This window comes from Bacillus sp. 1021 (assembly GCF_014534735.1).
Taxonomy (GTDB): domain Bacteria; phylum Bacillota; class Bacilli; order Bacillales; family Bacillaceae; genus Bacillus; species Bacillus siamensis.
Window position 1 is genome coordinate 384,861 of sequence record NZ_JACVSR010000004.1, and the last position, 20,107, is coordinate 404,967.

General features: G+C 46.2%; 20 protein-coding genes, 2 tRNA genes, 1 pseudogene and 1 riboswitch. Of the genes and pseudogenes, 12 read left to right on the forward strand and 11 right to left on the reverse strand.

The window, feature by feature from the left end; all coding sequences use genetic code 11:
- The first annotated feature begins 54 nt into the window (after positions 1-54).
- The gene (locus ICW23_RS16455) at positions 55-672 is read left to right on the forward strand and encodes an NUDIX hydrolase (RefSeq protein WP_188154804.1); all 618 of its coding nucleotides are present in this window, start codon (positions 55-57) and stop codon (positions 670-672) included.
- A 131-nt stretch (positions 673-803) separates the two neighbouring features.
- On the opposite strand, the gene ICW23_RS16460 is transcribed toward ICW23_RS16455, so the two are convergent.
- Both ICW23_RS16460 and ICW23_RS16465 read right to left on the reverse strand, forming a co-directional pair.
- Positions 804-1,709: an alpha/beta fold hydrolase gene (locus ICW23_RS16460; RefSeq protein ID WP_188154805.1), complete on the reverse strand. Its 906-nt coding sequence runs from the start codon at positions 1,707-1,709 to the stop codon at positions 804-806.
- A 21-nt stretch (positions 1,710-1,730) separates the two neighbouring features.
- Positions 1,731-2,786 (reverse strand): tartrate dehydrogenase, encoded by a 1,056-nt coding sequence (locus ICW23_RS16465; protein WP_016937090.1) that lies wholly within the window; start codon positions 2,784-2,786, stop codon positions 1,731-1,733.
- Between the two features lie 180 nt (positions 2,787-2,966).
- Between ICW23_RS16465 and ICW23_RS16470 the strand changes: the two genes are divergently transcribed.
- A complete protein-coding gene (locus ICW23_RS16470; protein WP_029575258.1) occupies positions 2,967-3,653 on the forward strand; it encodes a GntR family transcriptional regulator in 687 nt (228 codons plus the stop codon).
- Between the two features lie 140 nt (positions 3,654-3,793).
- Positions 3,794-4,981, forward strand: coding sequence for a macrolide family glycosyltransferase (locus ICW23_RS16475; protein ID WP_016937089.1), 1,188 nt, complete (start codon positions 3,794-3,796; stop codon positions 4,979-4,981).
- 58 nt (positions 4,982-5,039) lie between these two features.
- Here ICW23_RS16475 and ICW23_RS16480 read toward each other — a convergent pair whose 3' ends face one another.
- Positions 5,040-5,294, reverse strand: coding sequence for a hypothetical protein (locus tag ICW23_RS16480; RefSeq protein WP_016937088.1), 255 nt, complete (start codon positions 5,292-5,294; stop codon positions 5,040-5,042).
- A 233-nt stretch (positions 5,295-5,527) separates the two neighbouring features.
- Here ICW23_RS16480 and ICW23_RS16485 point away from each other — a divergent pair, with 233 nt between their 5' ends.
- Complete coding sequence (locus tag ICW23_RS16485; RefSeq protein WP_047478256.1) at positions 5,528-5,797, forward strand: hypothetical protein; 270 nt, start codon at positions 5,528-5,530, stop codon at positions 5,795-5,797.
- A gap of 139 nt (positions 5,798-5,936) precedes the next feature.
- Entirely contained in the window at positions 5,937-7,295 is a 1,359-nt protein-coding gene (locus tag ICW23_RS16490; RefSeq protein ID WP_188154806.1) for a serine hydrolase, read from the forward strand.
- A 50-nt stretch (positions 7,296-7,345) separates the two neighbouring features.
- Here the strand turns inward: ICW23_RS16490 and ICW23_RS16495 are convergent, their stop codons facing one another.
- Positions 7,346-7,519, reverse strand: a complete 174-nt coding sequence (locus ICW23_RS16495) for a hypothetical protein (protein WP_016937085.1) — start codon at positions 7,517-7,519, stop codon at positions 7,346-7,348.
- Between the two features lie 203 nt (positions 7,520-7,722).
- Between ICW23_RS16495 and ICW23_RS16500 the strand changes: the two genes are divergently transcribed.
- Complete coding sequence (locus ICW23_RS16500; protein WP_188154807.1) at positions 7,723-8,289, forward strand: YdhK family protein; 567 nt, start codon at positions 7,723-7,725, stop codon at positions 8,287-8,289.
- A 53-nt stretch (positions 8,290-8,342) separates the two neighbouring features.
- Here ICW23_RS16500 and ICW23_RS16505 read toward each other — a convergent pair whose 3' ends face one another.
- Complete coding sequence (locus ICW23_RS16505; protein ID WP_016937083.1) at positions 8,343-9,503, reverse strand: MFS transporter; 1,161 nt, start codon at positions 9,501-9,503, stop codon at positions 8,343-8,345.
- A 55-nt stretch (positions 9,504-9,558) separates the two neighbouring features.
- A riboswitch (purine riboswitch) is annotated at positions 9,559-9,658 on the reverse strand.
- Positions 9,659-10,015: 357 nt separating this feature from the next.
- Here ICW23_RS16505 and ICW23_RS16510 point away from each other — a divergent pair.
- The gene (locus tag ICW23_RS16510) at positions 10,016-10,702 is read left to right on the forward strand and encodes a FadR/GntR family transcriptional regulator (RefSeq protein ID WP_188154808.1); all 687 of its coding nucleotides are present in this window, start codon (positions 10,016-10,018) and stop codon (positions 10,700-10,702) included.
- The gene (locus ICW23_RS16515; RefSeq protein WP_188154809.1) at positions 10,692-11,906 is read left to right on the forward strand and encodes a CynX/NimT family MFS transporter; all 1,215 of its coding nucleotides are present in this window, start codon (positions 10,692-10,694) and stop codon (positions 11,904-11,906) included. Before ICW23_RS16510 ends, ICW23_RS16515 begins: the two co-directional genes overlap by 11 nt.
- 59 nt (positions 11,907-11,965) lie before the next feature.
- On the opposite strand, the gene ICW23_RS16520 is transcribed toward ICW23_RS16515, so the two are convergent.
- From ICW23_RS16520 to ICW23_RS16545, 6 genes and pseudogenes are all read right to left on the reverse strand, one after another.
- On the reverse strand, positions 11,966-12,280 hold the full coding sequence (locus ICW23_RS16520; protein ID WP_007409295.1) for a DMT family transporter: 315 nt from the start codon (positions 12,278-12,280) through the stop codon (positions 11,966-11,968).
- Positions 12,280-12,609 (reverse strand): DMT family transporter, encoded by a 330-nt coding sequence (locus ICW23_RS16525; RefSeq protein ID WP_016937080.1) that lies wholly within the window; start codon positions 12,607-12,609, stop codon positions 12,280-12,282. Before ICW23_RS16525 ends, ICW23_RS16520 begins: the two co-directional genes overlap by 1 nt.
- A 71-nt stretch (positions 12,610-12,680) precedes the next feature.
- Positions 12,681-13,262 carry a TetR/AcrR family transcriptional regulator gene (locus ICW23_RS16530; protein ID WP_016937079.1) on the reverse strand — a complete coding sequence of 194 codons (582 nt, stop codon included), beginning with the start codon at positions 13,260-13,262 and terminating at the stop codon, positions 12,681-12,683.
- A 116-nt stretch (positions 13,263-13,378) separates the two neighbouring features.
- Positions 13,379-14,941 (reverse strand): APC family permease, encoded by a 1,563-nt coding sequence (locus ICW23_RS16535; RefSeq protein ID WP_047478243.1) that lies wholly within the window; start codon positions 14,939-14,941, stop codon positions 13,379-13,381.
- Positions 14,942-15,190: 249 nt separating this feature from the next.
- A pseudogene (locus ICW23_RS16540) lies at positions 15,191-16,036 on the reverse strand (manganese catalase family protein).
- A 111-nt stretch (positions 16,037-16,147) separates the two neighbouring features.
- Complete coding sequence (locus ICW23_RS16545; RefSeq protein WP_188154810.1) at positions 16,148-16,615, reverse strand: SRPBCC family protein; 468 nt, start codon at positions 16,613-16,615, stop codon at positions 16,148-16,150.
- A 126-nt stretch (positions 16,616-16,741) separates the two neighbouring features.
- On the opposite strand from ICW23_RS16545, the gene ICW23_RS16550 reads away from it, so the two are divergent.
- From ICW23_RS16550 to ICW23_RS16565, 4 genes are all read left to right on the forward strand, one after another.
- Positions 16,742-17,743, forward strand: coding sequence for an NADPH:quinone oxidoreductase family protein (locus ICW23_RS16550; RefSeq protein ID WP_045926943.1), 1,002 nt, complete (start codon positions 16,742-16,744; stop codon positions 17,741-17,743).
- A gap of 420 nt (positions 17,744-18,163) precedes the next feature.
- The gene (locus tag ICW23_RS16555; RefSeq protein WP_188154811.1) at positions 18,164-19,582 is read left to right on the forward strand and encodes a sugar porter family MFS transporter; all 1,419 of its coding nucleotides are present in this window, start codon (positions 18,164-18,166) and stop codon (positions 19,580-19,582) included.
- 306 nt (positions 19,583-19,888) lie between these two features.
- Positions 19,889-19,965: transfer RNA gene (locus ICW23_RS16560), tRNA-Arg, on the forward strand.
- Positions 19,966-19,974: 9 nt separating this feature from the next.
- Positions 19,975-20,048, forward strand: a tRNA-Gly gene (locus ICW23_RS16565).
- Positions 20,049-20,107 lie beyond the last annotated feature (59 nt).

Sequence of the window (20,107 nt, forward strand, 5' to 3'; positions counted from 1 at the left end):
ACCGGCAGCATTTTCTGTATTCGTGAAAACATAAAGATCGGCGGGTGATTGAAAATGGAGCCAAAATGGCTTGAATGGGCAAAACAGCTTCAATCCGCGGCGCAAGCGGGGCTGGCTTATTCCAAAGACATATATGATATTGAGAGATTTGAAGAAATAAGAAAAATAAGCGTGGATATCATGGCGCATCATACCGGGACCGGCAAAGAGATTATACAAGACGTCTTCGCAGGGGACAGCGGGTATCCCACTCCGAAAGTTGATGTCAGAGCGGCAGTTTTTAAAGATCAGAGCATATTAATGGTGAAAGAGAAAAGCGACGGCAGATGGGCGCTGCCGGGCGGGTGGGCCGATATCGGGGTCTCTCCGGGCGAAGCCGCTGTCAAAGAAGTAAAAGAGGAATCGGGAATTGACGTAAAGCCCGTTAAACTGTTAGCTGTAATGGATAAGAAATGCCATTCCCATCCGCCGTCCGCCGCCCACGTTTACAAAGTGTTTATCAAATGTGAGATCATCGGCGGACAGCTCAGGGAGGGAACGGAAACCAGCGCGGCCGCTTTTTTTGCAGAAACGGAGCTGCCGCCGCTGTCTGAAGCCCGCAATACGGAAAGTCAGATTGAAAGGATGTTTGCATATCTCAAACATCCGGACGAACCCGTTTATTTTGATTAAGGCAGGCAAGCAGGAAAAAGAGAGGAACTCGTTCAGAACCATTTCACTTATGAATGATCCGGCCTGTGATAGAGATGGTAAATCATCAGGCCGGGTTTTAAGAGTCTGCCTGTTTCGGTGTGGTGCGCCCCTTAAAAAACCGTTTTTGAAAAATCGATAATCCTGCGGGCAATTTCTATCGGTTTTTCCTCGGGGACGTAATGGCCGCAGCCTTTTACCTCAAATCCGCTGACTTCACGAATTGATTCTCTCCATGTGTCAAGCACGGGAAGGCCGGCTAAGTTCCCTTTTTCTCCCCACAGCAAAAGCGTGGGAACATCCAGTTTTTTCTGTGCTTCCTTTTCTGAACGATATCTCGGCAAATCAATGTGATAAGCGGCTCTGTAGTCGTTAAGCGCAGCTTGGACAGCGCCGGGCTGCTTCCAGGCGGCTAAGTACCGGTCCCAGGCGCCGTCTGATGTCAGCAGGTCAAAAAGCCCGTCACCTCTGCTTAATAAAAATCTAAGATATTCCTCTTCTTTTCCTCTTATTAATTCTTCCGGCAGATAGGGAACGACTTGAAATGTCCAGTGCCAGTATTTTTTTGCCGCTTCAGCTGCCGTCAGAGAATCATAGACGTATTCAGTCGGCATAATGTCAATGAGCACAAGGCCTGCCGCCAGCTCCGGAGCATCTAAAGCAAGCCGTCTTGCTACCCTGGCGCCTCTGTCATGCCCGGCAATTAACGCTTTTTGTATATGCAGGCGGCGCATCAGACCTTGTATATCGCTTGCCATCGTTTTGTTATCATAGCCGTTTATGCCGCCCGGCTTTTCAGAATCGCCGTAGCCCCTCAGATCAACAGCGATGACTCTGTGAGAAGCGGCAAGCGTCGGAATTACATAACGCCACGTCACCCAGCTTTGCGGAAAGCCGTGCAGGAGAATGACGGGGGGAGCCTCCTCCTTTCCCGCAAAGACGTAATGAAGGCGGATGCCATTTACCTCAATTGAATCATGGGTCACATGCTTTTCAAATTGTTCACGAAAAGAATCCATTTTCTCTCTCCTTATAAAATGTTATTTTTTTATTTGAGAAATAATAGCGGAAGTGACGTCTTCCGTTGAATGTTTTCCGCCGACGTCCGGGGTCAGGACGCCGCTGTTTGTGACCGTTTCAATTGATTGCAGGAGGAGATTGCCCAGCTCCTCTTCTCCGAATGAATCGAGCATTAATTTAGCCGTCCATATTTGGCCGATAGGGTTGGCAATCCCTTTTCCGACAATATCCGGAGCGGAGCCGTGAACAGGCTCAAACATGGAAGGGTATTTGCCGTTTACATTGATGTTGGCGGCGGGAGCGATCCCGATGCTTCCCATAATCGCCGCGCCGATATCTGTCAGCACATCTCCGAACAGGTTTGAAGCGACAATGACATCGAAGCGCTCTGGGTGAGTGACAAAAAAGGCCGCCAGTGCGTCAATATGCTGCGAGTCCGTTTCAATCCCGGCATACTCCTGGCTGACCTCTTTAAAGATGTCATCCCAAAACGGCATCGAGTGAACAATACCGTTGGATTTCGTCGCGCTTGTGACGTGTTTTTTCCGATTTGCCGCCAGTTCAAAGGCATACCGCATCACTCTTTCCGTTCCTCTGCGGGAAAAGACCGCGTTTTGAATGGCGATTTCGTCTTCGCCCTGATACATTCTGCCGCCGACAGAGCTGTACTCGCCCTCACTGTTTTCCCGGACGACCAGCAGATCAAAATCCTTAGGGTTAACGAGAGGGGACGTGATGCCCGGCAGCAGCTTCGCCGGCCGCACATTGATCACCTGTTCAAATTCCCGGCGTATCTTGATGAGCAGCCCCCACAGCGAAACATGGTCGGGGACGAGCTTTTGATTCCCTACCGCTCCTAAAAACAAAGCATCAAAGTGCTGTAACGTTTCTAATCCATCATCCGGCATCATGGTTCCGTGCTCCAAGTAATACTCGCAGCTCCACGGAAAAGAAGTAAAATCGAATGCCATGCCCCCATGTAATTCGGCGATTGCGTTCAACACCCGCTCCGCTTGCGGAACGACTTCTTTTCCCACACCGTCCCCCGGTATGCTGGCAATCTTGTATGTTTTCATATTCCATCCCCCCTGAATGAATTGTTTCGGTTTACGGCAGACCGTCGACCGTCGTTTGTTATAATTCCATATTACGCCACATTCGCTATGCTGACAAGCTCGGGAATGTTGCTTCCATAGATAAACTGTTATATGATCTTGGTAACAATAAGGCCTAAATTGTATGAAGAGGTAGGAAAGATGGATAACTTTAAATTAGATAAGCCAACCCCGTATTATCTGCAATTTTATTCCCAATTGAAAAAAATGATATTTGACGGGATTTTTAAACCGGGAGAACGGCTGAATGAAACACAGCTGGCCAAGGATTTCGGAGTCAGCCGGTCGCCGGTCAGAGAAGCGATGCGGCTCCTTGAAAAGGACGGACTTCTGACGGCAGACGATCGAAACGGCTTTGTCATCTATTCTTTATCCGTAAAGGATGTTGAAGAGATTTATCAAATCAGAATGTCACTTGAATCACTGGCGGTCGAACTCGTCATTGATGAAGCGGCTGAGAGTGAAATTGAACTCATCGAAAAACAGCTGCGGGAGACGGAAGAAGCCATCCATAAAGGCGTCAAAGAGACGGAGATTATTTCCTTGAATGAAACGTTTCATCAGCTCCTTGTGGAGTTCAGCCATAACAGTCAGCTGGCCAAGCTGCTTGAGCATGTCAATGTGCTGATTCATTTTTGCAGAGTCCTTAATTTTAAAGGGGATGACCGTGCGGAAGTGATCTTACATGAGCACCGGAAAGTCTTTGAAGAAATAAAAAAAGGCGACAAAACAAAAGCTGTGCACTATATGACGGAACATCTCAAGCACGATGCAGAACATCTGAAAGGCGTGCTGAAAGCACAAGAAACAGACGAATCATCACGATAGACAAGGCGAAAAGCCTTGTCCTTTTTTTTTGCGGTGTCATCAAACTGCAATAAAGACCTGACTGATGTTTCTTGCATGATTTTTTCTGCTCATTTATGATGGATATGGAAAAAGCGCAAAAAAGGCAAAGGAGTTTGAAAATGGCAAAACATATTCTCATGGTCAATTTTCCCGCAGAAGGACACGTAAACCCGACCCTCGGTATGACAAAGGCCTTCAGTGAACGGGGCGATCACGTTCATTATATCTCAACGGAAAAATACAAAAGCAGGCTGGAAGGAGTAGGGGCGGAGGTTCACCTTCACCGCGATCTGCTCAGAATGACACCCATTGATCCAGACAGCCCGTCCGGCATACTGCCATTCTTAAAAATTCATATCAAAACGTCACTGGAGATTTTACATATTGTGCAGCGTCTGGCTGAGGACATTCAATTCGACGCCGTCTATTATGATAAATTCGGTGCGGGAGAGCTGGTGAGAGATTATCTCAACATTCCCGGCATCTCTTCTTCAGCATCCTTCCTGCTCAACGAAGACGGCCTGAAAACCCTCCCGCTCCATCCGGAATCGGGCGTGCCGTTTCAGCCGGATAGGGAATGTGAAGAGCTGTTGGCTGAGATGAAAGACAAATACGGCGTTGCTCCTGACAGCCTGCTCCAATTTATGAACAACACGGGTGAACTGAACGTCGTCTATACAAGCAGATATTTTCAGCCCGAAAGCGAGACGTTCGGAGATGAGTATTTATTTATCAGTCCAAGTTTTCCGAAGAGAAAGGGGCACGCCGACTTCCCGATTGATTCTTTAAAGGATGAAAAAGTCATTTATATTTCAATGGGGACGGTACTCTGGGACACGGAAGCGTTTTTCAATCTGTGCATAGACGCGTTCTCAGATTTTGAAGGCAAGGTTGTCATCGCCGCCGGAGAAATAGCCGATCTGTCGAAAATCAAACAGGCGCCGGAAAACTTTATCATCGCTCCATACGTGCCGCAGCTTGAGGTGCTGGAGCAGGCTGACCTATTTGTTACACATGGCGGAATGAACAGTGTAAATGAAGGCATTCATTATCAAGTGCCGCTGGTTGTCATCCCGCATGATAAAGATCAGCCGATGATTGCACGCCGCCTGACTGAACTGAATGCCGGCTATACAGTGCAAAAAGATGAATTAAGCGCTGAAAAGTTAAAGCTTGCTGCAGAAGAAGTGCTGCATAACCGGAAATATAAACAAGGCATTCAAGCCATTAACGAAAGCTTTAAAGAATGCATGGACATGAAAGATGTTCTGGCCCGGATCGACCGGTTTATTGAACAAAAAAAATAATACACGAAAAAAGCCTGTTTCCGCTGTAAAAAGGGAAACAGGCTTTTTATAAAGATTCCTAGATGATGTGATGCTCTTCATTTGCGAGTTTGATAAGAGTCAGAAGAGATTCTGCCTCACGTGCGCCGAGTGTTTTTTCCAGACGGTCTTTTTCAAAGATCTGCTGGCCGAAAACATTCACGGACGCCTGATCTACTGTCGCGTGCCAGTCCTTTTGTGAATGATTCTCAGAAAAAGAGAAGACAAACACAGCAAAGACCGCTATAAGCATCGCCTTAACCCAAAATTTTTGCCGGTTTCCTGCTGTTGACATAGGCCGCCTCCTAAACGATTGTTTTACAGTATTAGATCATATATGAGCTGTTTTTAATAGAGTAAAGAAGTATTATTTTCAGGTAGTTCAAATGGTATGGAGAACAGCCGGATGCACGCGGGTCAGGCTGATGCGCCAATTCATAGTTTGTTCATATTTTATTAAAAGTTTATCCAACCCTGTCCTTTACAGTAGGTGTAAACCACAAACACACTGCTGAAAGGGGCCTGGAAATGCATATTCATATGATGAACAAAAACCAGTTTGAGAGTGATTTGGAGGCGGCAGGATTCAGTCGTCAGGCAGATGATATTATCGGCAAAATGAAAGAGTACGTAACGGAATGCGCGGCTTCATCCGAACGGTTCCTGATTGAAATTCAAACCGTCATGAACGAATACAAAGCTGTCGTCTGTGCGATGTTTTCAACTATGGAAATTGCCGGGGCCAAAAAAGATGAGAAGCATGTTGAATTCGAAGCCTGTACTGTATTGTGTGAATAAAAGATCGTCATAAAAACTCCGCGGCTTCTGATTATCATCGTATATTTACCGACTTGTGCCGGTTAAGGAATAATATTGAAACTCATATAAAAGCCATTCGTATAAAAGAGAAATACAGTTTTTATATGGGGGGATCATAATGAAGGATAAGAAAAAACAAGCTTTTGAACAGCTTTTCAGCACTTTAGACGGAAGGCATGAAATAAACGGAGCTGTTTTAGCGGCAGAAAACGGCCGCATTTTATATCAGGGTTCATTCGGCATTGCAGAACTGGAAACAAACAGGATGCTGAATGACCGCTCTGTCTTTGAATTGGCCTCAGTATCGAAGCCGTTTACAGCTCTCGGGATTATGAAGTTAGAGCAGCAGGGGAAGCTGCGGTATGACGATATGATAGAGCGGTGGCTTCCTGATTTTCCTTATCCGGGCATTACCATTCGGCATTTACTTCATCATACGTCAGGATTGCCGGATTATATGGAGCTGTTCTTAACACATTGGGACCGGGACAGAATTGCCGTTAATCAAGATGTGATCGATATGCTTAAGCAGCATAAACCGGATGCTTATTTCCCGCCGGGTAAGGGGTGGCTTTACAGTAATACGGGGTATGTTGTGTTAGCGGTTATGATTGAAATTGTATCAGGCATGAGTTTTGCTGAATTTATGCAGCAAGCTGTATTTCATCCGCTCCGTATGAACGATACGCGGGTTTATAACAGAAGGCTGAGTAAAGAAAACATCCCGAACTATGCATATGGCTATGTCTATGATGTGCATTCCGGAGAGTATGTCCTGCCTGATGAACTTGAGGAAACCGATTATGTCGTCTTCCTTGACGGCATTCAAGGTGACGGAACCGTTAACTCGGCGATAAGAGATTTATATCTGTTTGATCAGGCTCTTTATACGGAAGAAATCATCAGCAAAGAGACGAAAGACCAAGCTTTTACACCTGGCTATTGGAATGAAGAAGAGCATTTCGGGTATGGATTTGGCTGGATGATTCAAAACAGCCCCCAAAAAGGGAAGGTTGTCAGTCACGACGGAGGCTGGCCGGGCTATTCAACTCTGATGATCCGATATATTGACCAGAACAAAACACTGATTTATCTCAGCAATATGGAACAACCGTATCAATTTGAACAAGCTGTGATTGCCGCGGCCGTAAACATCTTATTTGATCAGCCATACGTGATTCCGAAACGTCCGGCGGATCAGAAAAAAGCAGATATCGATCCTGCGATTTACAGCAGATTTACCGGTGATTACTCATTTCAGGATGATACACATGCATCGGTGGCGGTAAAAGAAAATCGATTGTATCTTACTATAGACGGGCAGACACCATTCGAATTATTCCCAATGGCGGAAACCCGTTATTTTGTCCGGGCGCTGCCGCTTGAAATTGAATTTGCCGGTGATAAAGACCAAGCGGCCTCACATTTCGTTTTATATCAAGACGGCACAGAAGAAACCGCTCTGCGAATAGACTGAGTGACATACAAAAAAACCGCCGTCCTGAGAAGACGGCGGTAATAGAAAAGTCAAACCCCTTTGATGACGCGAAATTTCCTTTTCGGCTCTGACATAAAGATAGAAGAGAAAATCATAGCTCCGAGCATGGTGATGTATTCCATATAAAGTGAAACCTCTGCCAAAATCAAACCTGCAACCATTAAAACAGCGCCCAATACCACCGCAAAAACCTTCGTTTTCATGATGAGTTCCCCCTATTATCTGATAATTGAATTATACTGCATTTCCATTAATGTGTACATTTTGTGAACAATTTCACCTGACGAAAGGCAATGAGGAGAGATTTGAAGAATTAGGAGAGATGACCGGCTGCAATTCATCTTTTGTTTTACTGACGAACCGAAAGGGAAAAGTAAAAAATCAAAAAGGCAAAGGAGTTCTTGAAATGAAAGCAAGATTATTTTTATTCAGCATGTTTCTCCTCATTCCCGTCCTGGCGCTTGCCGGATGCAACAGCCAATCTTCAGGAGGAAGCGAAAAAGCGAAAGACAAAGAAACGCACGCTCACGAAGACATGAATCACTCAGGTTCATCCGAGGTGCCGAAAGGTTTAAAGAAGGCCGAAAATCCGACTTATAAAGTCGGCAGTGACGTCATGATTTTAGCTTCTCATATGAAGGGCATGAAAAATGCGCAAGGAACGGTAACAGGTGCTTATGATACAACGGTTTACAGTGTATCTTACACGCCGACAACTGGAGGGAAGCGCGTTAAAGATCATAAATGGGTCATTCAGGAAGAATTAAAGGGCGCCGGTGATAAGACGTTAAAGCCGGGTGACAAGGCCGTCATCGAGGCATCCCATATGCAAGGCATGAAGGGCGCCGAAGCCGTTATTGATTCAGCCAAAAAGACAACCGTTTATATGGTCGACTATACACCGACGGACGGCGGCCAAAAAGTAACGAACCATAAATGGGTGACAGAAGACGAGCTGTCCGCCGCAAAATAAAAAAAGACCGCAAAAGCCGAAGGAACTCCTTTGGCTTTTTTGCGGTCTCACACTTATGCGGATTTTCTTTTCAAAGCGGGTCTCGTTAAAGAAAACACAGCTAACGCGACAGCGATAATGACAATTAAACCGCCGCACCAGGCGGTAGCTGTGACAGAACCCGTTTGTCTGATCACGCCGCCGCCGATGGCTGACCCGAGCGCAATGCCGATTTGCAAAGCGGATGTATTGAAGCTTTGCTGAATATCGGAAGACTCAGGCGCAATTTTGATCAAATAACTTTGCTGCGCCGGCGCAAGGCTCCAGCTGAGCAATCCCCAGATCACCATCGCAGGCAGGAAAATGATTAAAGAAACCGTTGACAGCGGAAGGATAAACAGGATCAAAGCGAAAGAAACAGTCACAAGCATGATGCTTTTAAATGATCCCAAACGGTCATACAGCCAGCCGCCGAACGGTCCGCCGCATACCGCTGACAGGCCGAACAAAAAGTAGCATACACTGACCCAAACGGAACTCAAATGAAGCGTTGTTTCCAAAAAAGGCGCAAAGTAGGCATAGAGTGTGTAATGCCCAGCCAGTGTAAACAAGGTGACAAGATGTGCGCTGGCAATTTTGGCGTTCCAGACCGTCTTGATCTGCTCACGAAACGGAATCATTTTTTCAGCAGGTATTTTTTCAAAAAAGACGCTGATAATCAGCATGGAAACAAGAGATAATACGCCGATTCCCAAAAACAGAACGCGCCATCCGAAAGCATTGCTGATGATAATGCCGACAGGCACGCCTAAAGCGATTGCGGAGCTGAAGCCCATGAAAATGATGCCGATCGCCCGCGCTCTGTATTCCGGCGCTACGATTTTAGGGGCAATCGTTAAAGAAAGGACGACAATCAGTCCCGTACTCATGGAAGCGAGCACCCGTGACACCATCAGCACGGCGAAATTAGGACTGAAATAAGCGACCAGATTACTCAGGAAGAAAACAAAAAGTGCGATTAAATAAAGCCGCTTTCGTTCAGCTTTTGCCGTCACTGCCAAAAGCAGCGGGCCGGATACCGCGTAACCGAGCGCAAATACGCTGATCAGCTGCCCCGCGCTGACGATGGATATATCTAAGTCGGAAGCGATTTGCGGAAGAATACCGCCCACAATTAACTCAACCAATCCGACTGCAATAGTAGATGCTGCAAGCAGAAATACTTTGAAATTCATGTACAGATACTCCTTTTTTTATTTTTTAGAAAATAAAAAATCCTGATTACAAAAAGTGTGCGGGACAATTTTTTGTAATCAGGATTTTACGGTTCCTGGTAGACACCCTCAAACCATATCATTGAGGTTATACAATGTATACAATATTCGTTTGTGTCCGTTTCTGCAAAGAATTCTACCATAATAGTGAGAGAGATTCCATAGAAAATTCGAGGAAATCCTTTCAATTTCAACAGCGGGTCATTGATGAAGCAGAAAAAAATTTATGATAACCATAAGGAGTCTATACAGATCAAACATTACACAGCCGGAGGAAACCGATGAATAAATACGAAAAAATCGCCGCCGCCATGACAAGTTCGTCGTAACGTCAGTCAATTTAAAACGTTCATAAAGCGCCGAAGTGTGAGAGAAATCTCACTTTTTTTCGTTGCGGCTGATTTACATCTTCGCTTCATTTATGTTATATTACCCAATGATAGAATCATCCTACAAATTACAGAGGTGTTCTGATGGAAATATCCAAAACAAGCAGACTGTCGCTCGTAGAACAAGTGGTGGCGCAAATTGAATCGTTAATACAATCGGATAAATGGCCGGTCGGGACGCGCATTCCCCCTGAGTTGGATTTAATGAAGCAATTTGATGTGAGCCGAAACACATTGCGTGAGGCCATTCGGGCGCTCGTACATGCCGGCCTTCTTCAGACTAGGCAGGGGAGCGGTACGTATGTCAGCTCATCCAGCGTCCTCGGCGCTGCATTTTACCGCCATATAAAAAAATCAAATTTGCTTGAAACATTAGAAGTCAGATACGCACTTGAGAGAGAAGCCGCACGATTGGCGGCCCAAAGGCGTAATGACGAAGACCTTAAAGCACTGAAGGCATGCTTAGGTGAATGTGAGGCGGCCTTGCAAAATGAAGATCGAAAACGGTATGCCGAAGCTGACATTAAACTGCACAAAACAATTGTACAGGCGGCCCATAACAATATGCTTTCTGATTTATACGAGCATATGACGGATGCGCTTTGTGCGTCAGTCCATAATCTCTTGGAAATCACCCCTGCTATCCGGATCCATACCCAGCTTGCCGCTGCGATTGCCGGACAGAAACCGGATGAGGCCATGGAGGCCGTCAACCAATACATCACAGTATTTAAAGATACAATACACATGGAGGATGAACATGAAAATTGAAGACGAACATCAAATTCTGCAAGCAAGTCAGCGTAAAAAACTGATATTGCTGGTTATCGGAGTCATATTGATAGGGGCCAACCTCAGAGCGCCTCTGACATCGGTCGGACCGCTCGTTTCCTCAATTCGGGACAGCCTCGGAATGACCAATGCGGCTGCCGGCACCATTACGACAGTGCCGCTTTTGGCCTTTGCATGTCTGTCGCCGTTTGTTCCTTTATTGTCCCGGCGCTTCGGGACCGAGATTGTCTTACTGTCATCATTAATTGTCCTGACAGCCGGAACTCTGCTGCGCTCCATCGCAGGGATCGGCACTCTCTTTTTCGGAACGATCCTGTTAGGATTGTCGATCGCCGTATGCAACGTCCTGCTGCCGAGTCTCATTAAACATAAGTTTCCCGGAAATTTAGGCGTCATGACCGGCGTCTACTCGGTTTCTATGAATCTGTGCGGCGCGATTGCATCCGGCATCAGCGTTCCGATCGCCTCCTCAGCGGGGTTAGGCTGGAAAGGCGCGCTCGGCTGCTGGGCTATCCTTTCTTTCATTGCGCTTATCATGTGGATTCCGCAAATGAAAGGACGCGAACTGCCCGTCCGCACGACTGGGACAAATGGAGAGAAGAAAAGCAGTCTGCTGCGGTCTCCTCTGGCTTGGAAGGTGACGTTGTTCATGGGGCTGCAATCCCTTATTTTTTACACCATCATCGCTTGGCTGCCGGAAATTCTTCAGCAGAATGGACTCAGCTCAAGTAAGGCGGGATGGATGCTTTCATTAATGCAATTCTCAGTCCTGCCGATTACTTTTATCGTGCCGATCGCTGCCGCTAAAATGAAAAACCAGCGCGCACTCGCCGGACTGACGGCTTTATTTTTCCTTATCGGCATTGCCGGCGTTCTTTTCGGAAGCCCGGCTCTCACTCCGCTATGGGTCATTTTGATCGGAATTGCGGGAGGCTGTGCGTTCAGTCTGGCAATGATGTTCTTCAGCCTGCGGACCCGCCATGTCCATGAAGCCGCGGCGCTTTCGGGAATGGCCCAGTCATTCGGATATTTGCTTGCCGCGTTCGGACCGCTCGTATTCGGCCTGCTGCATGATATCACGCACGGCTGGACGGTTCCGTTATTCATGCTGATCGCGGTCTCCGTTCTGATTTTCATTTTCGGTGTCGGGGCCGGAAAAGCGGAACAGATTAAAACTGCATAAAAAAACAAAGGGTCTGCTTAGGGCCCTTTGTTTTTTATTTAAAAAGCTGTCTCCGGACATCACGTTGTCAGTTTCAAACCGATGACCCCGATGAGGATAAGCCCCAGAGACACCAATTGTGACAGATTGAATTTTTCTTTAAACCAAAGTATACCCACGGCTGATACGCCGATGCTTCCCATGCCGGTCCAAGCCGCATACGCGACACCTGTGGGAAGAACCTGCATCGCTCCGGAAAGGCAAAAGAATGAAAGCATAAAGCCTGTTACCATGACAATCAGCGGCCACTTTTTTTTAAAACCGTCAATATGTTTCATGGCAACGGCCGCTACAACTTCCTCCGCTCCGGCAATAAATAACAGCAGCCAAGCCATTAATGTTCACCCCTTGTTTCAGTTTCTTTCGTAAATACCTTCATTCCTAAAATACCGGACAACAGCAGAGCCAAAAAGAAGATTTGCCCGATTGAAAAAGGTTCTCCTAAAATGACGCCCGTTACATATGTGCCGACGGTGCCTATTCCGACAAAAACGGTGTATGCGGCAGCCATCGGTATTTTTTTATAAGAACGAATCAACATCAGGAAGCTGACGGCAATCAGCAGGAAAATACCGATCCAATCAATGAGCGAGTCCGCATGTTTCAGAGCGGACGCCCAAACCACTTCTAACAGTCCGGCTATCAGTACAAGCAGCCAATACATTTACAGTCACCTCAATTATGAATGAATGTCAGTCATTTTTATGGCGGTCAAAAATGATCGGTCTCTGCCAATCATTTCTGTAAGCTTCTTTTGAGAAAGCTGAATATTTCTTTTTTATATACTTCGAGATCAACATCCTGTTCACAGCCGATATAAAACCGTTCAGCCGCGTTCTCGACAACATTGATAATCGTTCTGGCCGTCCATCTGACATGAATGCCGCTGATGACCTCACCCTGCTCAATGGCCGTATTGATGACGCCTTCCAGCCAGGAATAATAAGGCTGATAAATGGCCTCCCATTTTTCCATTGAGTGATCGATGGCAAGACCGGAATAACAGAGGACGATAATATCTTTATGAAGCCGGGTGATGTGAAATGTCTCATCAACCAAAATGTCCAGCACCGTCCAAAAATCTTCAGTGCCGTCCGTTTTCCCTTTGATTCTGTCCAGCGTATGATCAAGCAGGTTTTCTGCAATCGCTGATATGAGGGCGTTTTTAGAAGAAAAATATAAGTAAAACGTCCCTTGGGCCGTTCCGGCTTTTTTGACGATTTCTGAGATGGATGCTTTGTCTAATCCTTTTTCAGAAATGACTTCAATCGCGGCTTGCAGGATCTTTTCATATTTTCCCGAGCTTTGTTTTGCCAATAGAGGGGTTCCTCCTTTTATGAATGACTGTCATTCATTTTATCGTATTTTCGCTTTTTTGTCATCCTTAAAAATAAAAAGACCGGAAAGAAGATCATGCTTCTTTCCGGCGTTCATCATTTATCACTGTCGATCATAGCCTTCGGCAGTCCCGTATATTTTGCCCAGTAATAAATACCGAGCGAACCGATGGCGATCAGAATCAGGTCAAGCGGATTGCTGATAATACCCAATCCGTGGCCGAACGAGCCGAGATAGGAGAAAATCAGCATCATCACATAAAAGCCGACGATCCACCAGGCTGATTTCAGCTGCTGCCGTATGCTGACATCATCTTTGGGAGCATATTTACTGAAACAGAGATAGATCAGAAACATGACAATTTGAGAACCGAGAAGCCAGGATACGGTGCGCCATCCGGACCAATATACAATATAAGAGGTAAAAATAAACGACAGCGGCCCGATGATGCTCATCCCTTTTAAATAAAACGGTCTGTTAATATCCTTCGCGTTCACCCTCAGCGCCGCTGAAGAAATCGGCGCAATCGCATAAGACAGAATCAATGCGACGGAGCACACGTTCACAAGAGCGTTCCAAGAAGGGAACGGCAGCGTCCAAAAAACAGCCAGACCGAACGAAAGCCAAAGGGAGGCACGCGGTGTCCCGGTTTCTTTATTGACTTTAGAAAAGATGCTGAATAAAGTTCCGTTTCTGGCCCAGGCGTAGACGAGACGTGAAGTCGTATTCATAAAGATATTACCGTTACCGCCCGGTGATAAAATCGCATCTAAAATAACCAATGTCGCCAGCCACCCTAATCCGAGCAAAACGGCGATATCTTTAAACGGAAGAGAGAATTCAGTCCCGATAGCCGGCCATCCGTGCTTCAGGGTATCCGCCGGAATCGCCCCGATAAAAGTGAGCTGCAGCACGGTGTAAATAATAGTAGAAACGATAATACAGACAATCAATGCGATCGGAATGTTCCGCTTCGGATTCTGCACTTCACTTGCGACAGCCACAATCGGGTGCAGCCCAAGATAGGCGAACATGACACCGCCGGTAGAAATCGCGGCCTGAATTCCGGTGAAACCAAAAGGCGCAAATCCGTGAACGGTCATATTGCCCGGGTGAAAATGAAAAATCAGTACTATAATAACCGTAATCGGAACGACATATTTAAAAATCGAAATAATAAAGTTTGCTTTTGCAAAGGTTTTGACACTCCAGTAATTGAGGAGGAAGAACATGCAGAGCAGCGCAAATTGCAATATCCACCCGGCAATTGTCGGCGAGTCAGAACCTTTCACGGTCAACCCTGGAAACCAATACGCCACGTATTGGCGGACTGCCGTGACTTCTATAGAAATAAGGCTCGTGTAGGCCACAATGGTGACAAAGGAAATTAAATATCCGACCAGGTGTCCGTGTGAATATACGGGATACCGGATAATTCCCCCGGTCCGCGGCAGCGCGGCGCCCAGTTCCGCATAAACTAAGCCGATCAATAAGATGATTCCCCCGCCGATCAGCCAGGAAAAAATGCCTGATGGGCCCGCTTTAGAGGCGACGTTACTGACGGCAAACAGCCATGCTGAACCGAATATGGCTCCCATGCCGATTAAAATAAGATCAAAAAGTGACATAGATTTCTGGAAGTTTCCTTGCTTAGACATTCGCTGCCTCCTTATAAGACATGTTCTATTTACATAATTCCCATTATCATTCGAACATACCCAGCCGGCCGGCTGGAAAATTAGGACAGCTTTATATGCTGAAGTATGTACAGCAGTATGCTCAAATCATAATGGAGTGACTTGATACGGCCGCATGTCAAGATCTCCCCGCTTATATTCCCCGTTTTGCTCACGTTCAAACCTTACATCTATAAAAATAAAAAAACGCCCGAAGCAGGCGTTTTTTTATTACAAGTTCATATCTTTCAGTCCGGGGCTGTGCTCATTCGGAAGCTCAGGAAGTTCCGGCACAGGGAACCCTTTAGGCGGCTCAGACACACTTAATTCGCCGCCGTTTCGGCTCGGCGTCTGTCCCTGCAGAATTTCTCCGATCCGTGTCGAATCCAGTCTGAAATTAAATTGGGTATTGTGATATCCCATCTCAACGAATTTACGGCACTCCGGATATTTCTCAATGTCATAATTCGGCACGGGGAATAATTTTCCTCATTCAACACCAAGTGTTTCCAGCGCTTTTGTAAAAGCATTTTGATGAGCATTGTCACGGACAATCAGGAAACCGAGTGTTTCTCTGAACGTCTGATTAGAACTCATTTCATAAATGCGCGTTTTTTGCAGCACGCCGGTTGATTCCAGCACGACATTGTCCAATAAGTCGGCAATCAGATTCCCGTGGTTGTATACCCAAGACCCATTCCATGGATTGCCGCCGGCGTCTACAGGAAGAGAACTTTGCGCCCCGATAATATAATGGTGCGGATTGGCATGCTTCACCGCTTCGTCAATCGGCGCCTGATCTGAAGCCTGATTTCCGGGGCCCTCAGCCCCGCTTTCATCGAGCAGCGCATTAATCGTATGCTGGACGAGCTCAACGTGTGCAATTTCTTCTAAAAATACGCCGCGAAGCAGGTCGCGGAACTGCTTTTCTTTTCCCCTGAAATTAGAGCTTTGGAAAAAGTATTGCATCATCGTCCGCATTTCTCCGTAGTGCCCGCCTAAAATTTCCTGAAGCACCTTGGCGGCGGCCGGATCCGGCTTAATGATATTGATCAGTTCTTCTTTGTAATAGTACATGAACAGCGCACCCTGAAATCAGTTTTCAGTTCTTCTGTTAGTGTCTTAGCAAAGTCGGTTTTTGTGTATCGGCAGCAAAAAAGGACGGAAAGTGTGTCCCGTCCTTTTGCGTTAAGCCTCGACCGCCCCGCGGAGCTTCGTGTTGACAAGCCCGTTCCATCCTTGGTCCATCGTACTGTGAATCTCCGAGCTTTTCCGATTGACTTTATTGATGACGGCATCCGGCTCTTTCCATCCGCCGTGAATGAGAGTGAATTCCGTATCTCCGCTTTCCGTTTCTTTCAAGATAAAAGAAACGATCCAGCCTTCCGTATCCCATGAAAAAGAAAGGCGGTACGGCGCTTCGATATCCAGCACCTTGCACGGAGACGGACCGAATGGAGATTCCAACTGAAAATCACTGTCTTCTTGAGGCGTGAAATCATTCGGCATAAACCAGAGAGACAGTCCGTCCGCAGTGGAGACCGTATCCCAGACCACTTGCAGCGGCGCCTTGAAAACGGCGGTATGAATAATGTCCGGTAATGTTTGATTACTGCTGTTGTTATTTTTGTTATCATTGTGTTGTTTATCAGACATGCTGCTAACCACTCTTTCGCTGTTTTTTCTTTTGATCATACTACACGGGGCATGACATTTGAAAACAAATCAAACTTAGTTTATGCTTTTTCAAAGCCATTCAATACATTTTAAGGAGACGTAGTGATGACAGATCAATTTAAAGCGTTAGTAGTCGATCAACGTGAAGACCGGTTTTCAGTCAGCGTACAGGAGCTCGCAGTTCAGGACCTTCCCGAGGGTGAAGTGCTGATTAAGGTTTGCTATTCAGGCGTGAATTACAAAGACAGCTTGGCTGCCATTCCTGACGGCAAGATCGTAACCTCGTATCCTTTCGTGCCGGGAATTGATTTAGCGGGAATCGTCGTTTCCTCAGATGACGCCCGTTTTAAAGAAGGGGACAAAGTCATTGCGACAAGCTACGGCATAGGCGTTTCCCACTTTGGCGGCTATAGCGGGATGGCCCGCATTCCAGCAGATTGGATTGTGCCGCTGCCTGAAGGTCTGACTCTTAAAGAAGCCATGACGATCGGAACCGCCGGCTTTACGGCCGCATTGTCCGTTCAGCGGCTTGAGGAAAACCATGCCGCCCCTGAAAAAGGGAAAGTGCTGGTGACGGGAGCAACAGGAGGCGTCGGAAGCTTTGCGGTTTCCATTCTTTCTGCATTAGGCTATGACGTAGAGGCCAGTACGGGAAAAGAAGAAGAAAGCGGCTATCTGAAGAGTCTCGGTGCGAAATCGGTTATTCACCGTGACGAAGTTTACAACGGCACGTTAAAACCGATGCAAAAACAAAAATGGGCCGCGGCCGTCGATCCGGTCGGAGGTGAGCCGCTTGCTTCAGTTCTCAGCCAGATTCAGTACGGCGGAGCAGTTGCAGTGAGCGGACTGACAGCGGGAACGAAACTCCCGGCTACGGTCTTTCCGTTTATATTGCGCGGCGTCAGCCTCCTGGGAATTGATTCCGTATCCTGTCCGATGGAGACAAGAAAGAAAACATGGCAGCGTCTGGCTGAAGATTTCAAGCCAGCGGATCTCGAGACCTTTATTCAAAAGGAAATTACACTTGAGGAACTGCCGGACACGCTCCCTGCTCTCTTAAAAGGAAAAGCGAGAGGGAGAACGATCGTTAAACTGAACGAAGAATAAACAAAAACCCCCGATCAGCAGTTGGGGGTTTTTTCATTATATAATCATTTACTGATTAAAACTGAGATGATTATTGAGTATATTCTGAAAGTGAGCTGATTTTAAACAAATATTGGTTATATGTAGATCATATTTAGAAAAGTTTTTAAATTATCTGAAATATTTATTGACTGAAAGCGCTTTTAAAATTAATATAATAACATAAGTGCCAATAATATTATTACAACTTAACTAAGAAATAACTATAAAGTAACAATTCGACGAAAGGAGAGAGCAAATATAAATGATGACACTTTCGAGTGATTTTTTATATAAAAGCTGTTTTGAATTGTCGAAACGTGGGTAAGTCATTATAGGCGTAAATATAGATAACTGAATATTCGGTTTATATCTCTGTATAAAAACTGGGAGGATTTGAAGATGAATAAAAATAGCAGCCAGTATTCATTTTTGAGAACCATCATTTTAGTATCGACGTTCGGGGGGCTTCTTTTCGGTTACGATACAGGTGTAATTAATGGAGCGCTTCCTTTTATGGCGGAAGCTGACCAGCTTAATCTTACGGCCCTGACTGAAGGCATGGTGGCAAGCTCCCTTCTCTTGGGGGCTGCGATCGGCGCAGTTTTCGGAGGGCGGCTGTCAGACTATAACGGCAGACGTAAAAATATCCTTTTCCTTGCCGTTTTGTTCTTTGCGGCGACGCTGGGATGTACACTGGCGCCTAACGTATCGGTTATGATTATCTCTCGTTTTCTGCTGGGGCTTGCTGTCGGGGGAGCTTCCGTAACAGTTCCGGCATACTTGGCTGAAATGTCGCCGGCGGAAAGCCGGGGGAGAATGGTTACCCAAAATGAACTGATGATTGTAACGGGCCAGCTGCTTGCCTTCACGTGTAATGCCATCATCGGCAATGTGCTCGGTGATACGTCCCACGCTTGGCGTTACATGCTCGTTATCGCGGCTCTTCCGGCGGTATTCTTGTTTTTCGGTATGCTGAAAGTTCCCGAAAGTCCGCGCTGGTTGGTTTCTAAAGGAAGAAAAGAAGATGCTTTGCGCGTTCTCCGGCGAATACGGAATGACGAGAAAGCAAAGTCAGAACTCGCCGAGATTGAATCTGCTTTTCATAAGGAAGCGGAGATGGAGCAGGCGACATTTAAGGACCTTGCCGTTCCGTGGGTGCGCCGCATTGTGTTTATCGGAATCGGAATTGCTGTAGTGCAGCAGCTCACCGGCGTAAATTCAATTATGTACTATGGAACTCAAATACTAAAAGATGCCGGCTTCGAAACAAAAGCTGCATTGATCGGCAATATCGCTAACGGTGTGATTTCCGTGCTTGCGACTTTTGTGGGCATATGGCTTCTCGGCAGAGTCGGCCGGCGCCCGATGCTGATGACGGGGCTGATCGGAACGACTGCCGTGCTGCTGCTGATCGGCATTTTATCTGTCGTGCTGAAAGGATCCCCTTCACTTCCTTATGTAGTTCTTGGGTTAACCGTCACTTTCCTTGCGTTTCAGCAGGGAGCGGTTTCTCCTGTGACCTGGCTGATGCTGTCGGAGATATTCCCGCTTCGATTGCGGGGGCTTGGTATGGGAGTCACTGTCTTCTGCCTTTGGATCGCGAACTTCCTTGTCGGTTTAACTTTCCCGGTTCTGCTCGCAAACATCGGATTGTCTGCAACCTTCTTTATTTTTGTTCTGTTAGGAATAGCGTCCGTCATATTCGTGAAAAGGTTCCTGCCGGAAACAAAAGGTCTGTCGCTTGAACAGCTTGAACAAAACTTCCGTACTTATGAAAAACCAGAGCGAAAAAGTGCAGAGGTCAAGGTGAGCGGGTAATCAAGAGAGATGCAGGGTTCTTAGGAATCCTGTTTTTTATTTTCTATATATATAGAAGGAAGTAATAAGCGAGAAAAAACTTTTGTAAAAGTGTTGACGCGATTTAAGGGGGCATGGTATATTATTAAACGTCGCTGATGAACAAAGCGATCACGCTAAAAGAGAAAATGAGCTTTTGAAAAAAGACTTTACAAATTCTCAGAAACGTGTATAATAAATGAGGTTGAGAAAACAACTTCAAAAAGAAATAAAAAAACACTTGACATCATCACTGATTGATAGTATGATAGTTAAGTCGCCTGATAAGCGCCCGTAGCTCAATTGGATAGAGCGTTTGACTACGGATCAAAAGGTTAGGGGTTCGACTCCTCTCGGGCGCGCCAATTTAAAATGCGGGTGTAGTTTAGTGGTAAAACCTCAGCCTTCCAAGCTGATGTCGTGAGTTCGATTCTCATCACCCGCTCCATTATAATGATCTTTGAAAACTAAACAAGACAAAACGTACCTGTTAATTCAAAGTTTTAA

Coding starts and splice junctions, on each gene's coding strand:
- ICW23_RS16470 (WP_029575258.1), top strand. CDS start 2,967: ATGGATAACTTTAAATTAGATAAGCCAACCCCGTATTATCTGCAATTT.
- ICW23_RS16465 (WP_016937090.1), bottom strand. CDS start 2,786: ATGAAAACATACAAGATTGCCAGCATACCGGGGGACGGTGTGGGAAAA.
- ICW23_RS16480 (WP_016937088.1), bottom strand. CDS start 5,294: ATGTCAACAGCAGGAAACCGGCAAAAATTTTGGGTTAAGGCGATGCTT.
- ICW23_RS16485 (WP_047478256.1), top strand. CDS start 5,528: ATGCATATTCATATGATGAACAAAAACCAGTTTGAGAGTGATTTGGAG.
- ICW23_RS16460 (WP_188154805.1), bottom strand. CDS start 1,709: ATGGATTCTTTTCGTGAACAATTTGAAAAGCATGTGACCCATGATTCA.
- ICW23_RS16455 (WP_188154804.1), top strand. CDS start 55: ATGGAGCCAAAATGGCTTGAATGGGCAAAACAGCTTCAATCCGCGGCG.
- ICW23_RS16545 (WP_188154810.1), bottom strand. CDS start 16,615: ATGTCTGATAAACAACACAATGATAACAAAAATAACAACAGCAGTAAT.
- ICW23_RS16520 (WP_007409295.1), bottom strand. CDS start 12,280: ATGGCTTGGCTGCTGTTATTTATTGCCGGAGCGGAGGAAGTTGTAGCG.
- ICW23_RS16555 (WP_188154811.1), top strand. CDS start 18,164: ATGAATAAAAATAGCAGCCAGTATTCATTTTTGAGAACCATCATTTTA.
- ICW23_RS16495 (WP_016937085.1), bottom strand. CDS start 7,519: ATGAAAACGAAGGTTTTTGCGGTGGTATTGGGCGCTGTTTTAATGGTT.
- ICW23_RS16490 (WP_188154806.1), top strand. CDS start 5,937: ATGAAGGATAAGAAAAAACAAGCTTTTGAACAGCTTTTCAGCACTTTA.
- ICW23_RS16550 (WP_045926943.1), top strand. CDS start 16,742: ATGACAGATCAATTTAAAGCGTTAGTAGTCGATCAACGTGAAGACCGG.
- ICW23_RS16505 (WP_016937083.1), bottom strand. CDS start 9,503: ATGAATTTCAAAGTATTTCTGCTTGCAGCATCTACTATTGCAGTCGGA.
- ICW23_RS16475 (WP_016937089.1), top strand. CDS start 3,794: ATGGCAAAACATATTCTCATGGTCAATTTTCCCGCAGAAGGACACGTA.
- ICW23_RS16500 (WP_188154807.1), top strand. CDS start 7,723: ATGAAAGCAAGATTATTTTTATTCAGCATGTTTCTCCTCATTCCCGTC.
- ICW23_RS16515 (WP_188154809.1), top strand. CDS start 10,692: ATGAAAATTGAAGACGAACATCAAATTCTGCAAGCAAGTCAGCGTAAA.
- ICW23_RS16535 (WP_047478243.1), bottom strand. CDS start 14,941: ATGTCTAAGCAAGGAAACTTCCAGAAATCTATGTCACTTTTTGATCTT.
- ICW23_RS16525 (WP_016937080.1), bottom strand. CDS start 12,609: ATGTATTGGCTGCTTGTACTGATAGCCGGACTGTTAGAAGTGGTTTGG.
- ICW23_RS16510 (WP_188154808.1), top strand. CDS start 10,016: ATGGAAATATCCAAAACAAGCAGACTGTCGCTCGTAGAACAAGTGGTG.